Raw genomic sequence first — 24800 nt, forward strand, 5'->3', positions numbered from 1 at the left:
AACCGCCCACATGAATCCGAGCCGTCGTGAGTTCATCCAGCGTCTGTGGCAGGTGATCGTCGCCGCCGGCGCCTCGTCTTTTTTCAGCTTCGAGGAACTGCTGGCCGCGCCCACCGCCGTCAACCGGCCCCGGGTGCTGTGGCTGCACGGCACCTCCTGTTCCGGCTGTTCCACCGCCTTTCTCGACATCGAACAGGTGTCGGTGGTGGAGATCCTGACCGAAATCGTCGATCTGGTCTTCCACCCCGACCTATCGCTCGCGACCGGCGAGCAGGCGGTGCGCATCCTCGACCGCATGGCCAGCGAGGAGCAGGGCTTCATCCTGGTGCTGGAAGGCGGCATCCCCGTCACCCTGCCCCACGCCTGCATGATGGCCGAGCGGCCGATGACCGAGTGGGTGGAACGGTTGGCGCCACGCGCCGGAATGCTCGTGGCCGCCGGCACCTGCGCCGCGCTGGGCGGCATCCCGCGCATGAACGGCACCCTCGCCGGCTCCATGACCCTGCTTGAATTCATCCGCCACAAGGGTATCGAAAAACCGCTGGTGGCTCTGCCCAACTGTCCCATGAAGCCGGAGCATCTGGTCTATACCCTGCTGCACCAGATCAAGCTGGGACGTCTGCCCGAGCTGGACGCGCTGGCCCGCCCGCTGCGCTTCTTCAAACACACGATCCATGAACGCTGCATCTACTACGCCGACTTTCAAGAACGACACTATGCCGAACGCATTGGCGACGAGGGCTGTCTGCTCAAGCTCGGCTGCCAGGGGCCGGTCACGCGCAACGACTGCATGCGCTTTGGGCATAATCACAACACCAATACCTGTATCCGCGCTGGTCATCCCTGCGTGGGCTGCGCCAGCGAGCGCTTTCCGCGCCAGATCATGCTGCACGCCCATGGCGACCGGCGGGCCATCCTGCACGAGTTCGAGGTCTGAGAATCCGCGCCGATGTCGAAGCTGACTGATCCGATGTCCTCCGTTGCGGACCGGGTGGCATTTGGCCACTCGATCCTGTTTCGCACCCTGATCGCGCTCTTCCTGGGCGTGGTGCTGGTCGCCTCCGTGGTGCTCGCGGTGGCCTGGGTTTATCTGGAGGCGCAGTCGCGCGAGCGTGCCGAACACACTGGCGAGCGCCTGCTTGGCACCCTGATCCAGAGCACCCGCGAATCCATCAACAAGGGACAGCGCCAGAGTTTTCAGCGCGCCATCGATGACTTTACCCAACTCGACGGGGTGATCGACGTAGCGCTCTTCGCGCGCTTCCGGCAGATGGTCTATCGCTCCGGCGTGGTCAGCGTCGGTCTGCCGTTCGTCCACGAGCAGGGTCGGCTCGTCAACGAGATCAACGAAAAACCCTACCGCGAGAGCAAGGGGCGGTTCCAGCGCGAGGATTGGGATCTGCGCGATGCCGTCGACACGCCGGCCTCGCGCCAGCACATCCAGACCTACGGCACTGACTCCTGCGCGGACTGTCACTATGTTCTGGACGAGCAGGCCCCGTTCGATCCGACGACCCGCCGACTGACGGTCAACGGTGAGGGCTTCCTGGATTTCTACTATGCCCTTCCGGTGGAGAGCGACTGCGTGGTCTGTCATACCCACTGGCGCGAAGGCGAGGATGGCGGTTATCTGCGCGTGCGCATGGATCTCAACCCTTTTACCGACCAGCGCAATGAAACCCTGTTCGGCATGACCGGCGCCATCCTCGGCGTGCTGGTCCCCACGATCCTGATCCTGATGCTGATCTTTCGCGCCCTGGTGTTCAAACCGCTCGCACGACTGCGGACCAACCTAACCGATCTGACCCAGGGCGAGGGCGATCTGACGCGCCGCCTGGCGCCTGGACGGCAGGACGAAATGGGCCAGATCGCCTGGATCTTCAACGGCTTTATCGACAAGGTCCAAACCATCGTGATCGCGATCAAGGATCGCATGGCGCCCCTGGAGAGCAACGCCGGCCAACTGTTGCAACGCAGCGAAGGGCTGCTCGACAACAGTGCGCGGATTACCAACACGCTTGACCAGATCACGCTCGGCGCAAAACGGCTGCGCGAGTCCGCCCGCCACGTCGAAACCTCGGTGGAAGAGGTACGCGCCAGCCTCGGCGGGGTCGAGCAAAGCGTCGACGCGGGCCAGCGCATCTCCAGCGACAACCGTCGGCTGAGCGAGGATGCCATGCACAGCGTGCAGGCATTCGACGGCAAAATGGCGGCCGTTTCCGCCAACTCGCGGGGCATTCTCGACCTGCTCGACCAGATCAAGCGGATCGCCGGTCAGACCAATCTGCTGGCGTTGAACGCCGCCATCGAAGCCGCGCGCGCCGGCGAGTCCGGGCGGGGATTTGCCGTCGTGGCCGACGAGGTCCGCGCCCTCGCCGGCAAGACCGCCGAGCTGACACAAAGCATCGACCGGTCGCTCGCCTCCTTCAGCGATGAAATCGAGAGCGCCGAATCGATCATGCACGAGACCATCGGGGTCATGCGGCAGGTCTCCACGGTCTCCGCTCAAGGCGAACGGGAACTGGCGGACGCCGCCGAACGTCTCCGCGCGCTTGCCGACGCCTTCGCCAACATGCAGGCGGCCACCGATCAGCAGCACGAGGTCACCGGCGAGATCGTTCGCCACATCGACGACACCAGCGCCGCCGCCGCCGATACGCACGCGATCAGCATCGACTTGGCCGAACTGGCCCGCAGCGTGCGCCAGGCGGTGAGCGGAGTAGCCGAAGAGACATCCAAGTTCCGCACCGGCGAGGAAGCCAAAAACACGAGGTGACGATGCCCCGTCAGCAGGACAGCTTACCCACGCCACCTTGGGGCGCGCTGGTGAGTAAAGCAAAGATTCGTGCGTGGACAAGCTGCTCAAGCCCGTAACTGCTCCGTCATGAAGGGCGTCAGCAGATCGAGCATGGCACGGTGGACCTTGAGATTGCCGGCGATCAGGTTGCCGGTGTCGAGGAAGCGGGTGCCGCCGCCGAAGTCGGTGACGGCGCCGCCGGCCTCCAGGATCAGCAGCGCACCAGCGGCGCAGTCCCAGGGCGAAAGGCCAATTTCCCAAAATCCATCGGTGCGCCCGGCGGCGACATAGGCGAGATCCAGAGCCGCCGAGCCGGGGCGGCGCAGTCCGGCGGTCTCCAGGGTCATGGCCTTGAACATGCCGAGATAGGCGTCGATGTGGCGCTGATCGCGGAAGGGGAAGCCGGTGCCGATCAGCGCGCCTTCGAGCGACGGGCGGGTGGCGACGCGCAGCTTGCGGTCGTTGAGCTGAGCGCCCTGCCCGCGCGCGGCGGTAAAGAGTTCCTCGCGCGTGGGATCGTAGACGACGCCGCATTCGAGCTGGCCCTTGTGCTTGAGCGCGATCGAGATCGAGAATTGCGGGAAACCGTGCAGATAATTGGTGGTGCCGTCCAGCGGGTCGATAATCCACTGGAAGTCGCCGCTGCCCTGCTCGCCGCTCTCCTCGGCGAGGATGGCGTGGCCGGGAAAACGGTTGCGCAGTTCCTGGACGATTGCCGCCTCGGCGGCGCGATCGACATCGCTGACGAAATCGTTGCGGCTTTTCGACTCGACCTGGATCTGTTCGAGCCGATCCGAGTAACGCATGATCAGACGGCCGGCACTACGGGCGGCGCGGATGGCAATGTTAAGACTTGGGTGCATGGTTTGCGGGATATCCGGGCAGTCGCTGTATCATGGACGGACACTACAGCGCGATTTTCTGAAGATTTAGCCCGACATGATAGACCAAATGACCGCATCGCTGGCGCGCATCCGTTTCGTGCTGGTCGAGACGACCCATACCGGCAACATCGGCGCCGTGGCGCGAGCGATGAAGACCATGGGTCTGTCGCGCCTGGAACTGGTGGCGCCCAAGCACGCGCCGGACGCGGAGGCGCTGGCGCGTGCCTCGGGCGCGGACGATCTGCTGGAGCGGGCCGGTCTCCATGCGTGCCTGCCCGACGCGCTGACCGGCTGTCGTCTGGTCATCGGCGCGAGCGCCCGTCTGCGCACCATCGAATGGCCGCTGCTGGAGCCATCGGCGTGCGCGCGGCAACTGCTCGACGAGGCGGCCGAGGGCGAGGTAGCCCTGGTCTTCGGGCGCGAGAGTTCGGGGCTTTCCAACGTGGAACTGGCGCGCTGTCATGCGCTGGTGCATATCCCGACCAATCCAGACTTCAGCTCGCTGAATCTGGCGGCGGCGGCGCAGGTGCTGGCCTACGAAATTCGCCGCGTGGCGCGCGAAGAACGCGGCGAGCGGCTCCTCGATCCGCCGCGCGATCTGGCGACGGCGGACGAGATGGAAAGCTTTCATGGTCACCTGGCCGAAACGCTGCTGGCGATCGGCTTTGGCGATCCCGCGCAATCGCACAAGCTGATGCGACGACTGCGGCGGCTGTTCAATCGGGCGCGTCCGGATCGTGTCGAGATGAATATCCTGCGGGGTATCTTGAGCGCGGCTCAAGGGCGCAAGATGAAGGGGATGCAAGGACGTACCGAACAAGAGATGGACACCGCTTCGAGTTCCGCGATGGAGGTTCAAGGGACCACATGTTCAAGCGACTGAAAGAAGACATCGCCTGCGTTTTCGAGCGCGATCCGGCGGCGCGCACCAGCTTTGAAGTCTTTACCATTTATCCTGGTTTGCACGCGGTCATGGCGCACCGACTCGCGCATCGGCTCTGGCGGAGCGATCTCAAGTGGTTCGCGCGCTTCCTATCGAATCTCGCACGCCTCTTCACCGGCATCGAAATCCATCCGGGCGCGGTGATCGGACGGCGCTTTTTCATCGATCACGGCATGGGCGTGGTGATCGGCGAGACGGCGGTGATCGGCGACGACTGCACGCTCTATCACGGCGTGACCTTGGGCGGAACCACCTGGCAGAAAGGCAAGCGTCATCCGACCCTGGGGTGCGATGTGGTGGTGGGCGCGGGGGCCAAGGTGCTGGGGCCGATCGAGATCGGCGATGGCGCCCGGATCGGCTCCAATGCGGTGGTGGTCAAATCGGTTCCGCCCGGCGCAACCGCGGTGGGCGTGCCGGGCCGCGTCATCGAGCCAGCCAAGGACGCCACCGCGCAACGCCGGGCCGATACCGCCAAGCGCATCGGCTTCGATGCCTATGGCGCCACCCGCGACGCGCCCGACCCGGTCGCCAATGCCATCAACCGGATGCTCGATCATATCCATCACATGGACCGGCGCATGGAGGCCATGTCCATGGCGCTCGAAACCCGTGGCATCATGCCCCGTTTCGAACATGACGCGGACCTGGATGCGATGGAAATCGACCCGGCGACCGATGCCGACCTTCCTCGTCCGCGCGACCCTAATGAGAGTATGGCTTAATTGATCGTTCTGCTCGGGTAACGTATGATGGTTTGAAGTTCTTGTTGCAGGAGTCGATTTCACGTGAGACTGACGACCAAAGGCCGCTATGCCGTGACCGCCATGCTGGATCTGGCCATCCATCAGGGGAAGGGGCCGATCGCGCTAGCCGATATCGCCCACCGCCAGGGGATTTCTCTTTCTTATCTTGAGCAACTCTTCGCCAAGTTGCGCAAAAGCGCGCTCGTGAGCAGCGTGCGCGGTCCGGGCGGCGGCTACAATCTGGCCCGCTCGCCAGCGGAGATTCATGTCGCCGAGGTGATTGCCGCGGTGGATGAAAGCGTGGACACCACGCGCTGCGGCGGCGCGCACAACTGTCAGAATAACGGCCCCTGCCTGACGCATGATCTCTGGCATGATCTGAGCGATAGAATTTACGAACATCTAAATAAAATCAGTCTTCAGCAATTGGTGGATCAGCGCGACGAGTTGGGCGAACGCCCGCCGACCACCTGCGCCGCGGTTGACGTGAAGCTCGGAATTCAGCGGATTGGCGTGCGCGCCTGAGCGTCATCGGTCGACCAAAAACCGCTCGCGAACCTCGATCCAACAGCCGTGCGTGAGTTGCCAAAGAATTATTTCGAGATCTTCGATCTGCCGCTCGGCTACACGGTCGATGCACGACTGTTGGCGGATCGCTATCGCGCATTGGCCAGAATCGCGGAGACACCGCCTGGCGAACCTGGCGCGCGGTGCGAAACCAACGCACCCGACCACTTGATCGCCCGGATCGAGGACGCCTACCGCACCCTGCTGGATCCGCTGTCCCGGGCCGAATATCTGTTCGGCCTTTACTCTGCCGGCCAGCCGGGCGAACAGACCCCCGAGACGCTTCAGGTCCGCAATGGCGCACTCCGGATGGAGCAGATGGAGCTGAGCGAACGCCTGGTCGAGGCGACCCATCGCTCCGATCCAGCCACGGCGGTCGCGGAGGTATTGACCCAACTGACCGAGCAAAGCGCCGCACTGGACAAGGATCTCCAGAGTCTGTTCGCCAATCCATCCCCCCAAAATCTGTCCAGCGCGCGCGAAATCGCGCGGCAGCTACAGTTACTCGACACTTGCCGACGCGATGCCGAGGCATGGCTTGATGAATTGGGCATCCGTGACGAATAAAGCGGCGCCGAACGCACAGAGTTGAGCATAAGGGTACTCGATCCTGTTCGGCAAGGATCCACGCCGCCGTGGACGCGGTTTAGCATTGCTCCCAGGGCAGCCCATGGAACCGCCAGCCGCCGAGGCTGCTGCGGTGATGGTGCTCGTCCAGATCGCCCTCGAACCCCTCGTCGACATGATAGACCGATTTCAGTCCATCGCGGATGAGCGCCTTTCCGGCATCGAGCGAGCGTTTGCCGCTGCGACAGATGAGGATGACGGGCGCACAGGAATCGCTGGTTTCACAGGCCGCGCCGCCGAGCAGAAGCTGACGGATCTCGGTGACGAAGTGTGGGTTGACGACCCAATCCGGCTCATCGATCCAGGCGACATGCACGGCGCCCTTCGGGTGACCGACAAATAGAAACTCCATGGAAGAACGAATATCGACCAGGACGACCTGGGGATGGGTTTCGAGCATCTCCAACGCCTCTTGGGGCGTCAGACTCTTCGGGTGATCGTCGCTCATTGGCATCGCCTTCTCTCATTTGGTGGTTATTGTTGTTATCCCGGACATCGTCTGAACGAAGTTTTCTGTTCGGCCATCCCACGATCATTGGCGACCTGAGTGGGCGCTCTCGTTGAGGTACTGCTTTTGACAGACAAATCGATAAAAAGTCGGCGCCCATTCGGTGTCGCGGTCAAGGATGGCTTCGCGCGCGCACTCATACGCCTGATGTCGCGTCTGCCCCTCTCCCTGATCCATCGCCTGGGCGCGGTCGCGGGCTACTTGGCGACCCGGTGGCCCAATCGACAGCGCCGCAATGCGCTCATGAATATCGCGCTGTGCCTACCGGATTTGAGCCGCAAGCAACAGATCAAGCTACGCGACCGCAATCTCAAGGAGTTTGGCAAAACCTATTTCGAGATTGGCTATCTCTGGCTGCGCCCCGTCCAACAGGCACTCTCGCTGGTGCGCGAGGTTCGGGGCGCGGAGTTGCTCCAGCGCGAGCAGGGCAAGGGTTTGATCGTCCTGTCGCCGCACCTCGGCGCCTGGGAACTCGCCGGGCTCTATCTGGCCGCCCAGGGGCCGACTGCGATTTTCTACAAACCACAGAAATATCTCGACGACCTGATCCGCACCTCGCGCGGTCGCAGCGGCGCCGAACTGGCCCCCATCACGGCCAGGGGTATCCGTGTTCTGGTCCAGGCGCTGGAGCGCGGCGACGCCGTGGGGATCCTGCCGGATCAGGAGCCAAAGGCGGATAAGGGAGCAATCTTCGCGCCCTTTTTCGGGATTCCTGCTTTTACCATGCTGCTGGTCAATCGACTCGCGCGGCGCACGGGCACGCCCGTGATTTTCCTGTTCGCCGAGCGTCTAATGGAGGACGGCGGATTTCGGATCCACTGCATCCGGGCGCCCGAGGGGATCGACAGCGAGGACGACCTTCAAGCCGCGACCGCGCTCAATCGCGGGATCGAACAATGCGTGATGACCTGCCCGGAACAGTATCTGTGGCCCTATAAGCGCTTTCGTCGCCGACCGGAGGGGGCGCCCAAAATCTATACGGGCGCGCTGGACGACGTCCATGTCTTCCGGCAGGCGGAGCGGATTCGACCGCGTCCGTCATCCTAAATCTGGCATTTTGAACCGCAAAGGCGCAAAAGACGCGGAAAAACAATGGTTTGCAATGCGCACGACATTTACCCCTTGGGTGAATGTCGTCATCGATGCAAGACATTGAAATTATTTGCGTTCTTTGTGTTCTCAGCGGTTCAAGCGCTCTTGTAGATTTACCCCTTGATCTGGTCGGATGCGCTCTGGGTCTCGCCCTTGTTGTCCTTCCAGGTAACCGTGATCGGATCGCCCGCCGCGCCGCCCTTGAACTTGAAGGAGAGATAGGGGTTCTTGGACACGCCGCCGCTCCAGTTCGCGGTCATGATGACCTCGTCCTTGTATTTGCAGACGACTTCCTCGATGAAATGGGCCGGGACCAGTTCGCCGGTCTTACTGTCCTTGCGCAGTCCGGTTTCCATGGGATGACTCATCAGGCACTTGACGGTGGTTTCTTCGCCGCTCAAGGTGGCGCGGATCTTGATATCGGACATGGTCGATAACCTCGGTTTGGGGCTCGGTGGGTGGATTGGAGGATCTATGCTGGATCAGGGCTAGCCGCCGCAACCGCCAATGGTGACTTTGACGCTCTTGGCATTCTGATAAAGCTTATCCCCCACCTTCACCACGGCGACCACATCGGCGGTCTCGGCCATTTTGATGCGGGTGGAGACGAACGGAATGGCAGATCCGCTGAAGTCGAAAGACGCGATCAGTGGGGTCTGATTTTTGGAGGCGATGATGGCGATCGAGGTCACGCCCTCCAGATCGGTTTCGACCGTCACCGGAACCACGGCACCGTTCTCGGCGATATCCGGCGCCTTGATCTTGATGCGGTCGCTGGTCTCGGGCGCGTCGCTGCCCATCAATCCAGTCAGAGCGGTCGGAATATCCTTGGCATGAAAGGCCGCCTCGTTCCAGTCCGCAAGCGCCAGACGCGGCGAAAGCAGGCCAACGGCGACGCCGACGGATCCAGCGGCCAAAGAGCCTTTCAGCAGGGTTCTGCGTGTTGCGTCGATCATCAATTGTCTCCTGTCGAACATGGGTGTTGGTGGAAGTTTCGACGAACCGTTCTCTCGTCCAAGCGTTTGCGTCAACCGCCGGACGATCATTTCTTGTTCTCCCATCAGGCCGATCTCATCGCTGAAGCAGCGCTGCCGGGCCGCGCATATCTCGCGGAAGGATGCCCGGCGATCCTTGCCGACGAGCCGGTCTCGATCCGAGCATACCGCAGTCGTCCGAGTCTTGAAACTGCCGCCAACCCGCCTGTCGGCGTGCTGACGTTAGCCTTCGTTCACGATTTGTCGCGCTCCCCGAGCAAACCTTTTTCACGCCGCTTCCGCTCGCGTTCCTCTTCCTTCCAGAGGTCCAGCCGGGCCTGGATCCGTGCCGCGTCATGATAGGCCATATCGCGTTGACGCAAGGCAATCTCAAGCTGGCGGATCGCGGGTTCGATGTCGCCCTCGGCATAGAGCTTCTCGGCGCGGAAGCGATGGGTGGCGGCCTTGTTGCCGGCCTTCATCGCGGCCTGTTCGAGCAGCGCGTAGAGCATGGCATTGCCCGGACGCAGCCGCTCGACCGCGATGAGTTCGTCCAGCGCCCGAGCCGGCTTGCCGCTGGAAATCAGCGCCTCGGCATAGGCAATGCGCAGCGGCCAACTGTCGGAGTAAAGACCGCTCGCCTGCTTCAGGTGATTGAGCGCGCGTTCGGTTTGACCCCGTTGCAGATCGAGCCGGGCATCCAGCACGATGAACTCGGCCAGACTGGGATGGGCGGCAAGCAGCTTCGCGGTCTCGGCCTGGGCGCCGGCAACATCGCGCGCGCGCTCCAAGGCCAGCGCATAGCCATAGCGTTCGGCAGTCTCGTTGCGATGACGCCCCTCGCGCAGGGTGTCGCGAAAGTGCGCCACGGACTGCTCCGCGCGCGCATAGGAGCGTTCGCGCAGATTCGCGCGTGCGAGTTGAAAACGCAGACTGTCCGGGCGTTGGCGCGCGCCGAACTCGTCGGCGCGCGCAAGCGCGTCGGCGATGCGGTTGCTGTTGACCGGATGGGTGCGCAAAAACTCCGGCGCGTGGTTCTCGTAGAGTCGGCTCGATCTGGCGAGACGCCCAAAGAACCCGGCCATGGCGTGAGGATCGTGACCGGCATGCGCCAGGGTGGCGATGCCGAGACGGTCGGCCTCGTTCTCATTGTCGCGGGTGAAATTGATCTGGCGCTGGATGGCGGCGGCCTGAATGCCCATGATCGCGGCCATCCCGGCATCCGAGGACACCTGCGCCCCGAGGATGGCGGCGGCGACCAGCAGGGCCGTGGCGGGAATGGAGATCTTCTGCTGATCCTCGAAGCCGCGCATCAGATGACGCTGGGTGACATGGGCGATTTCATGGGCGATGACCGCGGCCAGTTCGCTCTCGGTTTCGGCGGCCAGAATCAGGCCCGCGTAAACGCCGATATAGCCTCCGGGACCGGCGAAGGCGTTCACCACCGGCTCGTCGATGAGGAAAAAGGTGAAATCGCCAGTGGCGTGCCGATCCGCGGCGACCAGATCGTTTCCCAGCGATTCGAGATAGCTGGTCAGGATCGGATCGTCCAGCACCGGCAGGGCCGCGCGCACGCTGCGCATGAAGGCCCGGCCAAGACGCACCTCGGCGCCCGTGCTCATCATGGCGTCGGAGGAATTCCCGAGATCGGGGAGATCGAAGGATTGAGCGGATGCCTGGCTGACGCAGACCAGGGCGAATACGCCGGTCGCGACCAGGAGTCGTCTGAATAGGAACGTGAACGAGGTCATGAACATAGCTGCATGGGAGTTGACGATCTGTCCCAGAGTTCCCGGATTAAAGAAAAAGACTTAAACCGCGTCAGCACCGACGCCCGTTAATTCTCACACAGTCGAACCCGGCGTATAACGGTGCAGACCACACCGGACGCGGTTTAATTGAGCTGAATCCGCTGGCCCCAAGGCACCCTGGCGCGTCCCTTCACCAGCCAGATGACGGGGAAAGGCGGCTCCAGCGCCGGAAACGGGCCATTGGCATCGGTGAAATACACCAGCAGATCGGGCCGTACTCCAGTCTGGTCGAGCCACTGGAAAACCGGCAGAAAGCTGGTCCCGCCGCCGCCGGCGATCTTTTCCGGGCGCCGAAATTCCTCCCAGGGTTCGTAGCGAAAGGGCGCACCCTCGCAGAGACTGGCATCGCACGGCAGCAAGGTCACGCGTGCCCGCACCTGCCCCTTCAGCGCGTCGATTTCTCCGATGAATTCGTCCAGTTCGGCATCCTTGATGGAGCCAGAGGTATCGATCGCAACCACCAGATCGAGTTGATGACCCCGCAGACTGGGCAGGATGAAATCGCCCTCGCGGCGGGAGGGCCGCTGATAACTGTAATCGTCGCGCGAGACGGCGGACAGATAGCGCGCCAGCAGCATGCGCCACGGCAGCCGGGGCTGGAGCAGATGATCGATCAGACGCGCCAGCTCGCCGCCGAGCTTGCCCGCTTGTAGCGCCTGCTGGGCCGCGCCGGCCAGACGCTGCTGCCACTGGACCGCGAGCGTTTCCCGCTCGTCCGGGGTCAACGGAGCGGGCGCGGCCGCCGCGCGACTGGCCTGGTCGTCCGCATCGCCATTCCCTACCCTCCCCTCGCCTTCCCCGCCACTATTTGGCGGAGTCCGCGGACGCTCGCGCCGGTCGAGATCCGGCTCGGTCATCCCAGACTGACTGCCGCCGCGCCGGTTATCTCGGTCGTAGGCGTGAGTATCCAGGGTCTCAGAATCGTCCTGCTCATCGAGCAGCGGATAGATTTCCTCGGCGGTCAGCCCCTTGAACTGCGACAGCGACAAGGCGTTGGGCGGGGGCGTGAGTCCGTCGTCGATCAGAAGCGGATTGATCGCATGGTCGCAGGCCAGATCCCAGCGATGCCTGACGCGATGCTCACGCCGCGCGAAATGCGAGAGCGCGCAATGCAGCGCCTCGTGCGCCAGCATGAACTGGGTCTGATCCAGGCTCAAAGACTGGATATAGTCGGGGTTGTAATAGAAGGCACGGGCATCGGTGGCGGTGGTCGGGCACCAGTCGTCACTGGCCGCGCGCAGAGGCAGACGCAGCACCAGCGCGCCCAGAAAGGGCTTGTCCAGGATCAGCCGAGTGCGTGCCGCGGCCAGTTTGGTCTCGATCGCCGTGGGATGGAGGGCCATGAGCGTTGTCACTCGTAGAGCATGACATCCGACACGAGCCGCGCCCAGTCGGCGAAGGCCGGTACCTCGAAGAGTCGGTTGCCGACCGCGCGCTGCAGATCGGAGACCAGCATCACGCCCATTTCGCGCTGCGGGAAGCGTCCGGCATAGCGCAGGATATGGCCGATCGTCTCGGGGCCATTGGCATCGGCTTGGGCGCGAATCGCCCGCCCGACCAGCGCGGCGGCGACGGCGTACTGGAGATCGATCTCGCGTGGCACCGGCACGGTGTCGCCGCGCACGATAGCATCCAGATCCGGCATCTGCTCCAGGCTGTTGACGAAGGCGGTCAGCTCAATCCCCGCCGCCGGTCCAACGCAGGCTTGCAGGGCGCCCTGCAGCAGATCCGGCTGGTCCTCGAATTTCCTCAGACCGCGATGGGCGAACTCCCAGGAGCGCGGCGAGGGGAAGGCAACCGGATTGTGCGCCGGATCGAAGTCGAACAGCAGTTCCGGACGAAAGCGCAGAAAGGCGATGACCCGCTCGTCGATGGCGTTGGCATAGGCCCAAGCGACCCAGTCATCCAAATTGACGTCCAGTTCGAAATGGGAGAACCGATTGGCCAGCGGCGCCGGCATGCTGTAGGTCACGCCACGGTCGCCCTGACGGTTGCCCGCGGCGAAAATGGCCCAATGTTGCGGAACGCGATACTCGCCAAGGCGTCGATCCAGGATCAACTGATAGGCGGCGGCGGAGACCGAGGGCGGCGCCGAGGTGATTTCGTCGAGAAACAGAATCCCGGCCGGCCCATGGCGTTGCGTGTCCGGAAGCATGGCGGGAATCGCCCACTCCACCCGCTCCCCGTCGCGGAAGGGAATGCCGCGCAGATCGCTCGGCTCCATCTGCGACAGCCGGATATCGATCACGGGGGCATGATGACGCTCGGCGATCCGGGCCACAATCTGGGACTTGCCGACACCCGGCGGTCCCCACAGCATGACCGGGGTATGATGGCCCTCGGCGGTGCTCGAAAATTCGCGATCCAGGACGCGAAGCAACTGGGCTGGACGCATGATGTAACAGGATCCTCGGGTCGATGGGGCGACGACGGAGAACGGTCGTCATTTCCAATGTCAGGACTGTGGGTATCCGCCGGGCGATTCACAAGCGATTCGCATTGATCATTGTCATGGCATTCGAGCGCGCAAGGCAATTGCCCAACCTTCTTGTCACCTATTAGAAAAACGCTGTATTCTTATGCCCCTTCTCGTCACCGTGATCGCACCAGCAATGTGGAGACGATCCGTCCGAGAACCGAGTTTCGCACGATGAGGACTGGATGGAGCAGGGCCAATGGTTTTGCATCCGCCCATACAATAATATGACGGCCAAGTCCTAACCGACGATGCCTTCAACAATCGACCTTTCCCGGAGACCGAACATGAACCAGTTTTACTACGATGCCGTCACCAAAATGGAACAACTCGGTGTCGACGACGAATACATCCAAGGCTGGCAATGCGGCTTCCTGCAGAACCCCAAGCGCGAGGAGCAGCGTCTGACCGAAGCCTACGAGGCGGGTTACGGCGATGGCGAAGAAAAAAATACCGACAATTTCGGCGACTGGGTCAAGGGCTAATACCGCTGCGAGCGGTGCTCGAAAAAAGGCGGCGTGACCGCCTTTTTTTGTGCGTGTCTGTTTGTGCGCGTCACGCGTGTGGATTTTCCCCGAACAGTTCATCGAGGGTTTGGGCATCGAGAAGACGATCTGCCCAGATTTCGAGTTGCTCCAGTGTTGCCTGTTCAAACCGGGTCCGGGCCTCTAGCGATAAGGGTCCGAAGCGACGTGGACAGAGGCGCAAGAGCAGCGCTCTCGCTTCCTGCTGACGCCCTTCCTGACGCCCTTCCTGACGCCCTTCCTGACGCCCTTCCTGACGCCCTTCCTGACGCCCTTCCTGACGCCCTTCCTGACGCCCTTCCTGCAACCCCTGCTGAAGACCCTGCCGCAAGCCTTGCTGCTTCCAGTTCTCTGTCCATTGTTCAACATGTTCGGCAAGCATGGTTTCGATCTCCTGCAAATCCTGCATTTCGGGAAGTTTCTCGCCTGGCAGCAGACGTTTCAAAAGAACGCGTGAAATCCACACCGTCAGCGCCCGACGCAGGCTGTCATGAGCGGGTTGATACAGCCGCTGGACGAGCCGTCCGAGGATTGGACGCAACGCATCCGGACCCTCTCCAGCCTGGGTTTCCAGTCGTACCAACTCGGCGGCCAGACTGGTAGCCTTGGTCAAAATCTCCGGACCGATCCGCCCCTCGTCGATGAGGTGATAACGCTGACTGGGTCGATAACGAGCCAGTACGTTCGGCACCGGCACGATCAACTCGGAGATGTCGCGCACAGCCGTCCAGCGACCAAGGCCATTGTAGAGCACGAGCGGGAAGACCGGCGGCAGCCGTTCGCCTTCCTTGATGGTTTCGGTCTTGATGAGATCCTGATAGAGCAAACCGGTGTACACCATGATCCGCAGCGCCATCCAGGGATCGACCCGGCTCTGGAACTCAATGAGCAGATAAACGTACATCCAGCCCCCGGCCATGTGCACTCGCCAGACGCTGTCATCCTCGCGCGCGCGCAGATCGTCGCTCACGTAACTCCCGTTTTGCCGCTCCAACGTGGAAAAATCGACCGTCGACAGCCAATCCTCATCCACGAAATCGCGCAGCAGACCCTCGACCATCTCGGGATGGGAGAAAATGTGTTTATAGGAACCGTCGTGCGGCGGATGCGACCACGCCTGCTTCGCTGGCTTGCGGGGTCGACTGGTTCGTCCGTGACGTGTTTTCTTGCTCATACCCTCTCACGCGAGTGTTTCATTCGCTTCTACCCTGCCCGCCTGAGCGTCTGCAACGGCGGTCGGATCAGCAACGGATAGGTAGCAAGTGTGCCTGCCAGTCCAATCGCCAGCCCCGAACCGAAGACCCCGATCACCCACAGCGTCGGATTAAAACTGAATTCCAACCCGAACAACTGCTCGGCCAGCAGCCAGCCGGTCGCCTCGGCGAAAACCGACGCCAGCAGCCCCGCCAGCAGACCGGCGGCGGTGAACTCGACAGCCAGACTGCCCAGCAGCGCGCGGCGTCCGGCGCCCAGGGTACGCAGAATGCCGTGTTCGACCCGGCGATCCTCCAGGCTCGCCTGAATCCCCGCGTACATGACCAGCAGACCCGCGGCCAACGTAAACAGAAACACATATTCCACCGCGAGCACACCCCGGTCGACCACCTGACGCACCTGCTTGAGGATGGCGTCAACGTCCAGCGGGGTGACGCTGGGGAAGCGTCGCGCCAGTTCCGGAATGACCGCCTCGCGGTCAACGGGCAGATAAAAGCTGGTGATGAAGGTTGCCGCCTCGCCGCCCAGCAGCGCGGGCGAGGCGGTGACGAAGAAATTGACGTTGAAGCTGTCCCACTGCACCTCGCGCAGACTGGTGACGGGACCGCTGACCTCGTGACCGGAGACCCAGAAGGCCAGTTCGTCGCCCAGACTGATCCCGAGCGTCTCGGCGATCCCCTCTTCGACCGAAAATTGCGGCGGCGCGGCGGCGTCGGTCCACCAGGCTCCGGCGACGATCCGGTTGTCCGGCTGAGGCGTCTCGCCATAGCTCAGATTGAACTCGCGGGTCGCGAGCTGTTCGGCGCGCGGATTCTCATACTCGGATGGCTTGACCTCGTTGGCATTGATACGGACCAGACGGCCGCGAATCATAGGGTAGAGTTCCGCCGTTTCGATCCCCGATTCGCCCAGGAATTGCTTGAGCGGTGCGACCTCCTGGGGCTGGATATTGATCAGAAAGGTATTCGGCGCGCCCGCTGGCAAGCTGTCCTGCCAGGTTCGCAGCAGATCCACGCGCACCACGGCGAGCAGCAGCAGGGCCAGGATGCCGATCCCGAAGCCGGCGATCTGCAACACCGCGCCGCTCGGACGACGCGCCAGTGCGGCCAGTCCGAGCCGCCAGATTCCCCACGCCCGACCCGCCAGACCGCCAGCCAGACGGACTAGCGCCAGAACCACGAGGATCAGGCTCGCCAGGGCGCCGAGCACACCGACCAGCAGCTTCCAGGCGAGCGCGAAGTCATTGGCCTGCCAGACGATCAGCAGGGACAGTGCCAGTCCGGCCGCCGCGAGGGTGAGCGCGGCGGAGGCGCGGGGCGTTCCCAGATCCCGGCGCAGCGCGCGCAAGGGCGGCACCTTGGCGAGTTGGACCAGCGGCGGGAGCGCGAACCCGAGCAATGCGATCATGCCGGTTGCGATCCCGACCGCGACCGGCGCGAGCGACGCCGACGGCAATTCGGCGGGGAACCAGTCCGACAGCGCCGCGGCCAGCCCGAGTTGGCCGAGCCAGCCGAGCAGACAGCCAAGCAGACTGGCGGCCAGCCCGAACAGCACCAGTCGCAGGACGAAGATCCGGATCAGCAGATGACGCGGCGCGCCCAGACAACGCATGACAGCCACCGCGTCGGTCTGACGCTCCACCAGCCGATGACTGGCCAGGGCGATGGCCGAACCCGCGACCAGCAGGGTGACCAGTGTCGCCAGACGGAGGAAGCGCGAGGCACGGTCGACGGCGGAGGCGAATTCGGGCCGCGCGTCGCTGGCGTCGTTGAGCGAGGTGTTGGGCGAGCGTCGCGGTTCCGCCCAACGTTTGAAACCGTCCACCGTGACGGCATCGCCGGCCAGCAGCAGTTTATAAGTGGCCCGGCTGGCGGGACCGATCAGCCCGGTGGCGTCCAGATCGGCATGATTCATTAGCACGCGCGGCGCCAGATTGAAGAGACTGCCGCCCTCGTCGGGCTCATGGCTCAGGATGGCGCCGATGCGCAGCCGCGACTCCCCTAGCCCCAACATGGTCCCAATGTCGATCCCAAGCAGTCGCAGCAGGCGCGATTCGACCCAGATCTCGCCCGCCGGCGGTCCGCCGGAGACGGCGCGCTCCGGGCTGTCGAAGCCATCGCGCAGGCGTAATTGACCGCGCAGCGGGTAGGTGGGATCGACCGCCTTGATCTGGACCAGTTGCGGTCCCCGCTCGGCGACCGCCATGCTGCGAAATTCCAGCAGACGCGCGGTGATAAGTCCGCGTGTGCTGGCTTCGTCCTGGTAACTCGCGGGCAGCGGCGAGGATGACTCGATGGCGAGATCGGCGGCGATCAGTTCGCTGCCCTGACGCTCCATCGTGGCCTCGACCCGATCGGTGAAGAACCCCACCGCCGTGATGGCCGCGACCGTCAGGATCAGCGCGGCGGACAGCAGATAGAGTTCGCCGCTGCGCCAATCCCGGCGCAACAGACGGAGCGAGATGCGCCAGGCCATCATGACAGCGGCTCCAGATGTCCGTTGTCCATGCGCAACCGGCGGTCGCAACGTTCGGCGAGTCGCAGATCATGGGTGACCAGCACCAGCGCCGCGCCGGCCGCCTGGCGCAGGTCGAGCAGCAGGTCGATGATGTGCTCGCCAGTGACCTGATCCAGGTTGCCCGTGGGCTCGTCGGCAAAGAGCACGGCGGGACGCGGCGCGTAGGCGCGGGCGATAGCGACCCGCTGTTGTTCGCCGCCGGAAAGCTGGCGCGGGTAGTGTCCGGCGCGCGCGGTCAGACCGACCCGCTCCAGCGCCTCGTCGGCCCGTAGCGCGGCCTGTGCGTCGCCAGTCAGTTCCAGCGGCAGCAGGATGTTCTCGCGCGCGGTCAGGGTCGGCAGAAGTTGGAAGTTCTGAAACACGAAACCGACCCGACCGCTGCGCAACTCGGCGCGTCCATCCTCGTCCAGGTCGCCGATGCGCTGACCGCACAGCCAGACCTCGCCAGAGGTGGCGTCGTCCAGACCCGCCAGAAGACCCAGCAGGGTCGATTTGCCCGACCCGGACGCGCCCAGAATGGCCACCGCCTCGCCAGCCCCGATCTCAAGATCCAGTCCCGCGAGGATGGTCAAGCCACCGACCGGACCGTTAACATGTTTGCCCAACCCCATCGCACTGGAGACGGCTTGAGCCGATTGCACTGACATGATCCGACGACTCCTGATGATTGTCCTGTTGCTACCCGCGGTCGTTCTCGCGCAAGCCCCGGTCGTCCTCGTGCTCGGCGATAGCCTGAGCGCCGGTTACGGACTCGCCCGCGAGGACGGCTGGGTGTGGCTGCTCGACCGACGTCTGCAACAACTCGATCTCCCGCATCGGGTGGTCAACGCGAGCGTTTCCGGGGACACGACGGCTGGCGGCTTGACGCGGCTGACCTCACTGCTGGAACGGCATCGCCCGGCGGTCACGGTCATCGAGTTGGGCGCCAACGACGGCTTGCGCGGTCTCGATATCCAGTTGATCCGCAACAATCTGACCGCGCTGATTCGCCAGGCTCGGACCATCCACAGCCGGATTCTGCTGGTCGGGGTGCGGTTGCCGCCCAACTACGGTGCGGCTTATACCAATGAGTTTCAAGGCGTGTTCCAAACGGTCGGCAAGACCGAAGGCGTGGCGCTCGTGCCCGATCTGCTCCAGGACGTGGCCGAACACTGGGATCTCATGCAGCCCGACGGGATTCATCCCACGGCCGAGGCTCAGGGGCGGATTCTGGAAAATGTCTGGTCGGTGCTTGAGCCACTCTTGCACGTAACGTCGGGAAGCGGCTCCTGAACGTCGCATTTCTTCCCGGATGCCCCGATATCGCCTTTGGAGACATGGGAAACTCCGCAGACTGGAGAATGACGGATGAACACGGAAACCTTGAAAGACACCATCAAACGCGAACTGCCCGCACTGGTGCGGGATGATCCCGCACTGCGCGCCTTCATTCTAGACATCACGCGACCGGAATATGCCGGACGGGCGGAAACTCAGGATCGTTTTTACGACATCCTGGCCGAATTGCGTCGCGACCGAGAGGAACAGGCACGCAAGTGGGACGAGCAGAAACGGGAAGATCAACGCAAATGGGATGAGCAGAAACAGAAAGATAAACGTCAATGGGAGGAGCAGAACAGCAAATGGGATGAGCAGAATCGCAAGTGGGACGAGCAAAAACAGGAAGACAAACGCAAATGGGACGAGCATAAGCAGGAATCGGATCGCAAGTGGGAGGAAAACCGTCGGGAATTCCAGCAGGTCCATGAAGAAATCATGGCCCAGGCAAAAAAGTTCGACCGCTCGATCGGCGCCTTGGGCGCTCGCTGGGGCTTGCAGTCCGAAAAGGCGTTTCGCGATGCGCTGGCGGGGATTCTGGAGGAGAACTTCGGCGTCCAGGTCATCAACGTCAATGACTATGACGACGCGGGCGAAGTCTTCGGCCGCCCGGATCAGGTGGAACTGGACGTCATCATCCAAAATGGCCTGCTCCTGATCTGTGAATTGAAATCTTCGATCGACAAGGCGGGGATGTACATCTTCGAGCGCAAGGCGCGCTTTTACGAGCGGCGGCATGGCCGCACGGCCAACCGGCTGATCGTGATTTCGCCGATGATCGACGCCCGCGCCGCCAAGGTAGCGGAACGGCTGGGGATTGAAACCTACGGCGATTCGGTCGAGGTGAGCGCCTTGTAACCCGCCGATCCCCCGGTCGTCGCAAATGCCCGAATGACTAAACCGCGCATCGCTGATCGCCCGTCGTGGCACAAGACTGGAGGAAGGCCACAAAACGACGTTTCTCACGCTGGGCGCGGTTTTGACTGAAAAGTTCATCGATTGATTGGAGTCTTACATGCATCGTGTCACCATCGTCGGTTCCGGCTTCGCCGCCCTGACCGCCATCGAGACCCTTCGCCAGACCAAAGCCGATCTCGACATCACCGTGGTCAGTTCCAAGGTGGAGTTCATCTATTACCCTGGGCTCATCTGGGTTCCCTGCGGCTTGCGCACGGGCGATGACCTGCGCATCGATCTGACGCGTTTTTTCGCGCGGATGAAGGTCAAGCATGTGTCCACCGAAGCGACCGGCTTGAGCAAGGATGGACGCATTCTGGAGACAACCGGCGGGCCAATCGAGAATGATGGTCTCATCATCGCCAGCGGTGGACGTTTCATCAAGAAATTGCCGGGGATCGAACACGCCATCACGCCCTGCGAGGGCATCGCCGCCGCCGAGGCCATCCGCTATCGTGTCCAGGCCATGGACGGCGGACACATTGCCATGGGTTTCGCGAGCAACCCGAACGAACAAAGTTCGATGCGTGGGGGGCCTATCTTCGAGTTTCTGTTTGGAATGGACAATCAACTGCGCAAGGAAAAACGGCGCGACAAGTTCAGTCTGACCTTCTTCACGCCCGCCGAGCGACCCGGCAACCGGCTTGGACCCAAGGCGGTCGATGGCCTTCTGGCGGAAATGAAGCGGCGCGACATCGCAACCCATTTGGGACACAAGCTCAAGGGCTTTTCGGCCAGCAAGGTGACGACCGAGGGCGGGGAGTTCGACGCCGACCTGATTCTTTTCATGCCAGGAATGACCGGTAATTCCTGGTTCGACAACACCGATCTGCCGCGCTCATCCGGCGGTTTGCTGCAAGGCGACGCGAACTGCCGGGTGGCGGGTTTCGAGCGGGTCTATGTCGCCGGTGACTCGGGCAGTTTTCCGGGACCGGACTGGATGCCCAAGCAGGCGCACATGGCGGATCTACAGGCGCGCGCGGCGGCGCGCAATCTGGCCGCCGAGTTCGCGGGGCGCGAACCCCGCGAGACCTTCAAGGTTGAACTCATCTGTATCGTCGATACCAACGACAGCGGCATGCTGGTGGCGCGCACAGAAAACTATAATCTGGTGCTGCCCTCGATGCGCGTCTTCCATTGGCTGAAGCGATTCTTCGAGTGGCTGTATCTACGGCGTTTTCGCTGACGTCGGGACCGTCAACATCCTTGGGATGTTCAGGGATGGTGGCGCTCCCAGTATGAGGTCAAGGACGCCCGTCGGCCTCCGCTTCCTTGGGCGTCCGCAACAGGTCGGCACGGCTCACGCCAAGCATGACGGCTGCGGCACTGGCGATATAGATGGTGGAATAGGTGCCGGAGACGACGCCGATGATCAGCGCCAGCGAGAATCCGCGCAGGCTCTCTCCGCCGAAGAGATAGAGCGCCACCACGACCAGGAACACGGTGCCAGCGGTGATGATGGTGCGCGACATGGTCTCGTTGACCGACTGATTCATGATTTCCAGCACCGTCCCCTTGCGCACCTTGCGGAAGTTCTCGCGCACCCGATCGAACAGCACGATGGTGTCGTTCAATGAGTAGCCGATGACGGTCAGCACCGCCGCCAGCACATTGAGATCGAAGTCGATCTGCAACAGCGAAAACACCCCCAGCGTCACGATGGCGTCATGCAGCGTGGCCACCACCGCACCGACCGAGAAGCGCCACTCGAAGCGCATCGCCACATAGATGAGGATCCCGATGACCGAGAAGAGCACCGCCAGACCGCTCTGCTCGGCTAATTCCTTGCCGACCTGAGGACCGACGAACTCGACCCGGCGCAATTCGACCTGATCGGGAGCCGCTTCGTTGAGGGCATGCAGGACGCGCTGACTGAGTTCGGCATCGTTCACCTCACCCACTGGCGGGATGCGCAGGAGCACGTCACGCGTGGTGCCGAACTGCTGGACCATGACGTTGCCGAATCCGCCCTCGCTGAGCGCTGTGCGCACCTCCGCGAGATCCATCGGCGCCTTGTAGCCAACCTCGATCAGGGTGCCACCGGTGAAATCCAGTCCGCGGTTGAGTCCCAGCACGGCCAGCGAAAGCAGGCTGACGCCAATGATCACGCCGGAAAAGACCAGCGCGCGATAACGCTGAGACAGAAAGTCCAGATTGGGGAGTTTGATGGCGATCATGGCGTGATGTCCTTAAACGGGCAGTGTCTTTAACCGCTTGTTGCCGTACAGCAGATTGATCGCGGCGCGGCTACAGGTGATGGCGGTAAACATGGAGGTGAGCAGGCCGATCGTCAGCGTGACCGCGAAGCCCTTGACCGGACCGGTGCCGAAGCTGAACAACATGACCGCCGCGATCAGGGTCGTGACGTTGGCGTCGATGATGCTCGACAGCGCCTTGTTATAGCCTGCGGCGATGCTCGCCTGGGGCGAGTTACCGATGCGAATTTCCTCGCGGATGCGCTCGAAGATCAGGACGTTAGCGTCCACCGCCATGCCGATCGTGAGCACCATGCCGGCGATGCCGGGCATGGTCAGGGTCGCGCCCAGCGCGCCCAGCACCGCGACAATCATCACCAGATTCAACAGCAGAACCAGATTCGCGATCATCCCGAAGACGCGGTAGTAGATCCCCATGAAGATCACGACCAGTCCCAGACCGATCAGCACCGAGAACAGCCCCTGGTCGATGTTGTCCTGACCCAGACTGGGGCCGATGGTGCGTTCTTCGACGATCTGGATGGGCGCCGCCAGCGCGCCCGAGCGCAGCAGCAGGGCCGTATTGTGGGCCTCGTTGCTGCTGTCGAGCCCGGTGGTCTGGAAGCGCGACCCGAAGGGTTCGCGGATCGTGGCAACACTGAAGACTTCTTCCACCTTGCGGGTCGTCTTGACCGGTTTACTGTCTACCGTTTCGGTGGTGGTACGGTTCTCGATGAAGACAACCGCCATCGGCTTGCCGACATTCTCGGTGGTGACATCGCGCATCCGCCGCGCGCCCTGACCATCGAGGTTGACAAAGACGGCTGGCGAACCGCTCTGGCCGTCGAATCCGGCCGAGGCATCGGTGATCTGGTCGCCGGTGACGATCACCCGGCGTTTGAGCAGGATCGGCTTCCCGTCGCGCTCGTAATAGAGTTTGCTGCCCACCGGCACCCGTCCCGCCACGGCGTCGGCGACACTCCCCTCGGTATCGACCAATCGATACTCCAAGGTCGCGGTGGCGCCAAGGATCTCTTTCAGTCGCCCAGGATCCTGGGCGCCCGGTAACTGCACCACAATCCGCCGTTCGCCCTGACGGGCGATGCTGGGCTCGGCAATCCCCAGCGCATTGACGCGATTGCGCAGGGTCGTGATGTTCTGCTCCAGGGCGAAATCCTTGATCTTCTGCTGCTCGGTTTCCGGCAGGCTGGCCTGGACCAGATACTGATCGCCGTCCTGGCTCGTCTGAACCGTCAGATCCTGAAACTCCCGGCTCAGCGCCTTCGCGCCCGCGTCGCGGGACTCGGCGTCGTTGAACTTGATCAGGATGCGCGCGCCCTCGCGGGTCACGGTCTGATAGCGGATTTTTTTGTCACGCAACTGAGTACGGACATCTCCGAGATTTCGCTCCAGCGCCTGATCCAACGCCGCGTCCATGTCGACATCGATGACGACATGGATGCCGCCGCGCAGATCCAGACCCAGATTCATCGGTTTGAGCCCAATCGCCCGCATCCAGCCAGGCAGGTCGGCGGACAGGGTCAGCGCCGTGCGGTAACGCGCCGACAATGAGCGCTCGATCGCCTCCTGTCCCTTCAACTGATCGCTGGATGCGGCAAAGCGGATGAGCAGTTTCCCGCCCTCACGCACTTCGATGCCCTTCACGGGAACGCCAGCATTTTCAAGCGCCGCGCGCACCTCGCCGACACTAGCTTCGGTGACCTCGGCGCCGCGCGCGGCGGTGATCTCGATCGATGGATCCTGAGAGTAAAGGTTCGGCCAGGCTAGCAGCAGGCTGGCCAGGATCACGCCCAGGATCAGCAGATTCTTCCACAAGGGATATCGGTTCATGACAGTTTTAATCTCTACATCGCTGGTCGCAGCGGCACGCGGAGCAGGTGTGAGGGGAGATGCTGATCGAGCCGCCAGCAAGTAGCGTCCGCGATCAAATCCGAATAAAGATGACTTGGGCGCCAGAGCGAGCGCCCAAGTCATCTTTATTCAGGATGCATTGGGGATTAGAGTTCCTTCAGCGTACCCTTCGGCAACACGGATTCGATGGTCGCGCGGCGCACCTTGACCTGGACGCCATCGGCGATCTCGACCAGAACGAAGTTTTCGCCGATCTCGTTGATGCGACCGGCGATGCCGCCGACGGTAATGATCTCATCGCCCTTCGCCAGTGATTCGACCATCTTCTGATGTTCTTTCTGACGCTTGGCCTGGGGACGAATCAGGAGAAAGTAAAAGACCACCGAGAACAACACTAGCGGTAGCAGAGCGATGAACGAATCGCCGGCGGAAGCGGCGGCGACCTCGCCCTGGGCGAGCGCGTCGGAGATAAAGAAGCTCATAATCGACTCCCGATCGGTACGCGGATCCGCAAGATGGATCCAGTGACGTGAAGCGGTCCGTATCGGTCAATCCCGAGACGGCCAAGGCAATACTGGCGGCGGATTATCGCACAGCGGCGGAGAAGATACAGCGGGCAGGCGGTTTAGCCCGGATATTTCATAGACCTGTGGGCAGGTCCAGAAACCGACGATCTTGGTGGGGTTCAAAGGCGATTCAGTCGCCAGGAGGGGGGCCGACGCGGGCGAAGCGGGCGGATTGAACCCTTGACGGTCGGAACAGGGCGGCCTGGGCGCCCTGG

Annotated in this window: 24 protein-coding genes; 11 read left to right on the forward strand and 13 right to left on the reverse strand. The window is 62.7% G+C overall.

Annotation, left to right across the window (positions count from 1 at the left end; translation table 11 throughout):
- Positions 1-10 precede the first annotated feature (10 nt).
- Both CCR95_RS02650 and CCR95_RS02655 read left to right on the forward strand, forming a co-directional pair.
- Positions 11-937, forward strand: coding sequence for an NADH-quinone oxidoreductase subunit B family protein (locus CCR95_RS02650; RefSeq protein ID WP_201091608.1), 927 nt, complete (start codon positions 11-13; stop codon positions 935-937).
- 12 nt (positions 938-949) lie between these two features.
- Positions 950-2776 (forward strand): methyl-accepting chemotaxis protein, encoded by a 1827-nt coding sequence (locus CCR95_RS02655; RefSeq protein WP_201091610.1) that lies wholly within the window; start codon positions 950-952, stop codon positions 2774-2776.
- A gap of 86 nt (positions 2777-2862) precedes the next feature.
- Here CCR95_RS02655 and CCR95_RS02660 read toward each other — a convergent pair whose 3' ends face one another.
- Positions 2863-3660, reverse strand: a complete 798-nt coding sequence (locus CCR95_RS02660; protein ID WP_201091611.1) for an inositol monophosphatase family protein — start codon at positions 3658-3660, stop codon at positions 2863-2865.
- Between the two features lie 88 nt (positions 3661-3748).
- Between CCR95_RS02660 and CCR95_RS02665 the strand changes: the two genes are divergently transcribed.
- The 4 genes from CCR95_RS02665 (at position 3749) to CCR95_RS02680 (ending at position 6501) form a co-directional block, all read left to right on the forward strand.
- Positions 3749-4564 (forward strand): RNA methyltransferase, encoded by an 816-nt coding sequence (locus CCR95_RS02665; protein ID WP_242523017.1) that lies wholly within the window; start codon positions 3749-3751, stop codon positions 4562-4564.
- Positions 4549-5346: a serine O-acetyltransferase gene (gene cysE, locus CCR95_RS02670; RefSeq protein WP_201091612.1), complete on the forward strand. Its 798-nt coding sequence runs from the start codon at positions 4549-4551 to the stop codon at positions 5344-5346. Before CCR95_RS02665 ends, cysE begins: the two co-directional genes overlap by 16 nt.
- Positions 5347-5409: 63 nt before the next feature.
- A complete protein-coding gene (gene iscR, locus CCR95_RS02675; protein ID WP_201091613.1) occupies positions 5410-5892 on the forward strand; it encodes a Fe-S cluster assembly transcriptional regulator IscR in 483 nt (160 codons plus the stop codon).
- Positions 5893-5940: 48 nt separating this feature from the next.
- Positions 5941-6501 (forward strand): iron-sulfur cluster co-chaperone HscB C-terminal domain-containing protein, encoded by a 561-nt coding sequence (locus tag CCR95_RS02680; RefSeq protein WP_201091614.1) that lies wholly within the window; start codon positions 5941-5943, stop codon positions 6499-6501.
- Positions 6502-6580: 79 nt separating this feature from the next.
- Here the strand turns inward: CCR95_RS02680 and CCR95_RS02685 are convergent, their stop codons facing one another.
- Entirely contained in the window at positions 6581-7009 is a 429-nt protein-coding gene (locus CCR95_RS02685) for a rhodanese-like domain-containing protein (RefSeq protein ID WP_014779431.1), read from the reverse strand.
- Between the two features lie 99 nt (positions 7010-7108).
- Here CCR95_RS02685 and CCR95_RS02690 point away from each other — a divergent pair, with 99 nt between their 5' ends.
- Positions 7109-8116 carry a lysophospholipid acyltransferase family protein gene (locus tag CCR95_RS02690; RefSeq protein WP_338115333.1) on the forward strand — a complete coding sequence of 336 codons (1008 nt, stop codon included), beginning with the start codon at positions 7109-7111 and terminating at the stop codon, positions 8114-8116.
- A 158-nt stretch (positions 8117-8274) separates the two neighbouring features.
- Here the strand turns inward: CCR95_RS02690 and soxZ are convergent, their stop codons facing one another.
- From soxZ to CCR95_RS02715, 5 genes are all read right to left on the reverse strand, one after another.
- Positions 8275-8589: a thiosulfate oxidation carrier complex protein SoxZ gene (gene soxZ / locus CCR95_RS02695; RefSeq protein ID WP_201091617.1), complete on the reverse strand. Its 315-nt coding sequence runs from the start codon at positions 8587-8589 to the stop codon at positions 8275-8277.
- A gap of 60 nt (positions 8590-8649) precedes the next feature.
- Positions 8650-9117, reverse strand: a complete 468-nt coding sequence (soxY, locus tag CCR95_RS02700) for a thiosulfate oxidation carrier protein SoxY (RefSeq protein ID WP_201091619.1) — start codon at positions 9115-9117, stop codon at positions 8650-8652.
- A gap of 272 nt (positions 9118-9389) precedes the next feature.
- Positions 9390-10886, reverse strand: a complete 1497-nt coding sequence (locus tag CCR95_RS02705) for a M48 family metalloprotease (protein ID WP_201091621.1) — start codon at positions 10884-10886, stop codon at positions 9390-9392.
- 143 nt (positions 10887-11029) lie between these two features.
- Positions 11030-12289: a vWA domain-containing protein gene (locus tag CCR95_RS02710; protein ID WP_201091623.1), complete on the reverse strand. Its 1260-nt coding sequence runs from the start codon at positions 12287-12289 to the stop codon at positions 11030-11032.
- An 8-nt stretch (positions 12290-12297) separates the two neighbouring features.
- Positions 12298-13341 carry an AAA family ATPase gene (locus tag CCR95_RS02715; RefSeq protein ID WP_201091624.1) on the reverse strand — a complete coding sequence of 348 codons (1044 nt, stop codon included), beginning with the start codon at positions 13339-13341 and terminating at the stop codon, positions 12298-12300.
- 368 nt (positions 13342-13709) lie between these two features.
- On the opposite strand from CCR95_RS02715, the gene CCR95_RS02720 reads away from it, so the two are divergent.
- The gene (locus CCR95_RS02720; RefSeq protein WP_014779424.1) at positions 13710-13907 is read left to right on the forward strand and encodes an Alvin_2107 family globule sulfur oxidation protein; all 198 of its coding nucleotides are present in this window, start codon (positions 13710-13712) and stop codon (positions 13905-13907) included.
- Between the two features lie 70 nt (positions 13908-13977).
- Here CCR95_RS02720 and CCR95_RS02725 read toward each other — a convergent pair whose 3' ends face one another.
- From CCR95_RS02725 to CCR95_RS02735, 3 genes are read right to left on the reverse strand one after another with little or no spacing between them, the layout of a single operon-like run.
- Positions 13978-15120, reverse strand: coding sequence for an Rpn family recombination-promoting nuclease/putative transposase (locus CCR95_RS02725; RefSeq protein WP_242523019.1), 1143 nt, complete (start codon positions 15118-15120; stop codon positions 13978-13980).
- 29 nt (positions 15121-15149) lie between these two features.
- Positions 15150-17639 carry an ABC transporter permease gene (locus CCR95_RS02730; protein WP_201091625.1) on the reverse strand — a complete coding sequence of 830 codons (2490 nt, stop codon included), beginning with the start codon at positions 17637-17639 and terminating at the stop codon, positions 15150-15152.
- Complete coding sequence (locus CCR95_RS02735) at positions 17636-18325, reverse strand: ABC transporter ATP-binding protein (protein WP_201091626.1); 690 nt, start codon at positions 18323-18325, stop codon at positions 17636-17638. Before CCR95_RS02735 ends, CCR95_RS02730 begins: the two co-directional genes overlap by 4 nt.
- On the opposite strand from CCR95_RS02735, the gene CCR95_RS02740 reads away from it, so the two are divergent.
- The 3 genes from CCR95_RS02740 (at position 18324) to CCR95_RS02750 (ending at position 21138) form a co-directional block, all read left to right on the forward strand.
- Complete coding sequence (locus tag CCR95_RS02740) at positions 18324-18950, forward strand: arylesterase (protein WP_201091627.1); 627 nt, start codon at positions 18324-18326, stop codon at positions 18948-18950. The two genes, CCR95_RS02735 and CCR95_RS02740, sit on opposite strands and share 2 nt — an antisense overlap.
- 75 nt (positions 18951-19025) lie before the next feature.
- Positions 19026-19853 carry a PD-(D/E)XK nuclease family protein gene (locus CCR95_RS02745; protein ID WP_201091628.1) on the forward strand — a complete coding sequence of 276 codons (828 nt, stop codon included), beginning with the start codon at positions 19026-19028 and terminating at the stop codon, positions 19851-19853.
- 157 nt (positions 19854-20010) lie between these two features.
- Positions 20011-21138, forward strand: a complete 1128-nt coding sequence (locus tag CCR95_RS02750; RefSeq protein ID WP_201091629.1) for an NAD(P)/FAD-dependent oxidoreductase — start codon at positions 20011-20013, stop codon at positions 21136-21138.
- A gap of 58 nt (positions 21139-21196) precedes the next feature.
- Here CCR95_RS02750 and secF read toward each other — a convergent pair whose 3' ends face one another.
- The 3 genes from secF to yajC all read right to left on the reverse strand — a co-directional run bounded on the left by secF (position 21197) and on the right by yajC (position 24501).
- Positions 21197-22129, reverse strand: coding sequence for a protein translocase subunit SecF (gene secF, locus CCR95_RS02755; protein WP_201091630.1), 933 nt, complete (start codon positions 22127-22129; stop codon positions 21197-21199).
- A 12-nt stretch (positions 22130-22141) separates the two neighbouring features.
- On the reverse strand, positions 22142-23998 hold the full coding sequence (gene secD / locus CCR95_RS02760; protein WP_201091631.1) for a protein translocase subunit SecD: 1857 nt from the start codon (positions 23996-23998) through the stop codon (positions 22142-22144).
- Between the two features lie 167 nt (positions 23999-24165).
- Positions 24166-24501, reverse strand: coding sequence for a preprotein translocase subunit YajC (gene yajC, locus CCR95_RS02765; protein WP_201091633.1), 336 nt, complete (start codon positions 24499-24501; stop codon positions 24166-24168).
- Positions 24502-24800: the final 299 nt, after the last annotated feature.

Source organism: Thiocystis minor (genome assembly GCF_016653465.1).
GTDB lineage: Bacteria > Pseudomonadota > Gammaproteobacteria > Chromatiales > Chromatiaceae > Chromatium > Chromatium minus.

Coding starts and splice junctions, on each gene's coding strand:
- CCR95_RS02650 (WP_201091608.1), top strand. CDS start 11: ATGAATCCGAGCCGTCGTGAGTTCATCCAGCGTCTGTGGCAGGTGATC.
- CCR95_RS02715 (WP_201091624.1), bottom strand. CDS start 13,341: ATGCGTCCAGCCCAGTTGCTTCGCGTCCTGGATCGCGAATTTTCGAGC.
- cysE (WP_201091612.1), top strand. CDS start 4,549: ATGTTCAAGCGACTGAAAGAAGACATCGCCTGCGTTTTCGAGCGCGAT.
- soxY (WP_201091619.1), bottom strand. CDS start 9,117: ATGATCGACGCAACACGCAGAACCCTGCTGAAAGGCTCTTTGGCCGCT.
- CCR95_RS02740 (WP_201091627.1), top strand. CDS start 18,324: ATGATCCGACGACTCCTGATGATTGTCCTGTTGCTACCCGCGGTCGTT.
- CCR95_RS02660 (WP_201091611.1), bottom strand. CDS start 3,660: ATGCACCCAAGTCTTAACATTGCCATCCGCGCCGCCCGTAGTGCCGGC.
- yajC (WP_201091633.1), bottom strand. CDS start 24,501: ATGAGCTTCTTTATCTCCGACGCGCTCGCCCAGGGCGAGGTCGCCGCC.
- secD (WP_201091631.1), bottom strand. CDS start 23,998: ATGAACCGATATCCCTTGTGGAAGAATCTGCTGATCCTGGGCGTGATC.
- CCR95_RS02685 (WP_014779431.1), bottom strand. CDS start 7,009: ATGAGCGACGATCACCCGAAGAGTCTGACGCCCCAAGAGGCGTTGGAG.
- CCR95_RS02725 (WP_242523019.1), bottom strand. CDS start 15,120: ATGAGCAAGAAAACACGTCACGGACGAACCAGTCGACCCCGCAAGCCA.
- CCR95_RS02665 (WP_242523017.1), top strand. CDS start 3,749: ATGACCGCATCGCTGGCGCGCATCCGTTTCGTGCTGGTCGAGACGACC.
- CCR95_RS02745 (WP_201091628.1), top strand. CDS start 19,026: ATGAACACGGAAACCTTGAAAGACACCATCAAACGCGAACTGCCCGCA.
- secF (WP_201091630.1), bottom strand. CDS start 22,129: ATGATCGCCATCAAACTCCCCAATCTGGACTTTCTGTCTCAGCGTTAT.
- CCR95_RS02750 (WP_201091629.1), top strand. CDS start 20,011: ATGCATCGTGTCACCATCGTCGGTTCCGGCTTCGCCGCCCTGACCGCC.
- CCR95_RS02735 (WP_201091626.1), bottom strand. CDS start 18,325: ATGTCAGTGCAATCGGCTCAAGCCGTCTCCAGTGCGATGGGGTTGGGC.
- CCR95_RS02655 (WP_201091610.1), top strand. CDS start 950: ATGTCGAAGCTGACTGATCCGATGTCCTCCGTTGCGGACCGGGTGGCA.
- CCR95_RS02710 (WP_201091623.1), bottom strand. CDS start 12,289: ATGGCCCTCCATCCCACGGCGATCGAGACCAAACTGGCCGCGGCACGC.
- soxZ (WP_201091617.1), bottom strand. CDS start 8,589: ATGTCCGATATCAAGATCCGCGCCACCTTGAGCGGCGAAGAAACCACC.
- CCR95_RS02705 (WP_201091621.1), bottom strand. CDS start 10,886: ATGACCTCGTTCACGTTCCTATTCAGACGACTCCTGGTCGCGACCGGC.
- CCR95_RS02720 (WP_014779424.1), top strand. CDS start 13,710: ATGAACCAGTTTTACTACGATGCCGTCACCAAAATGGAACAACTCGGT.
- CCR95_RS02730 (WP_201091625.1), bottom strand. CDS start 17,639: ATGATGGCCTGGCGCATCTCGCTCCGTCTGTTGCGCCGGGATTGGCGC.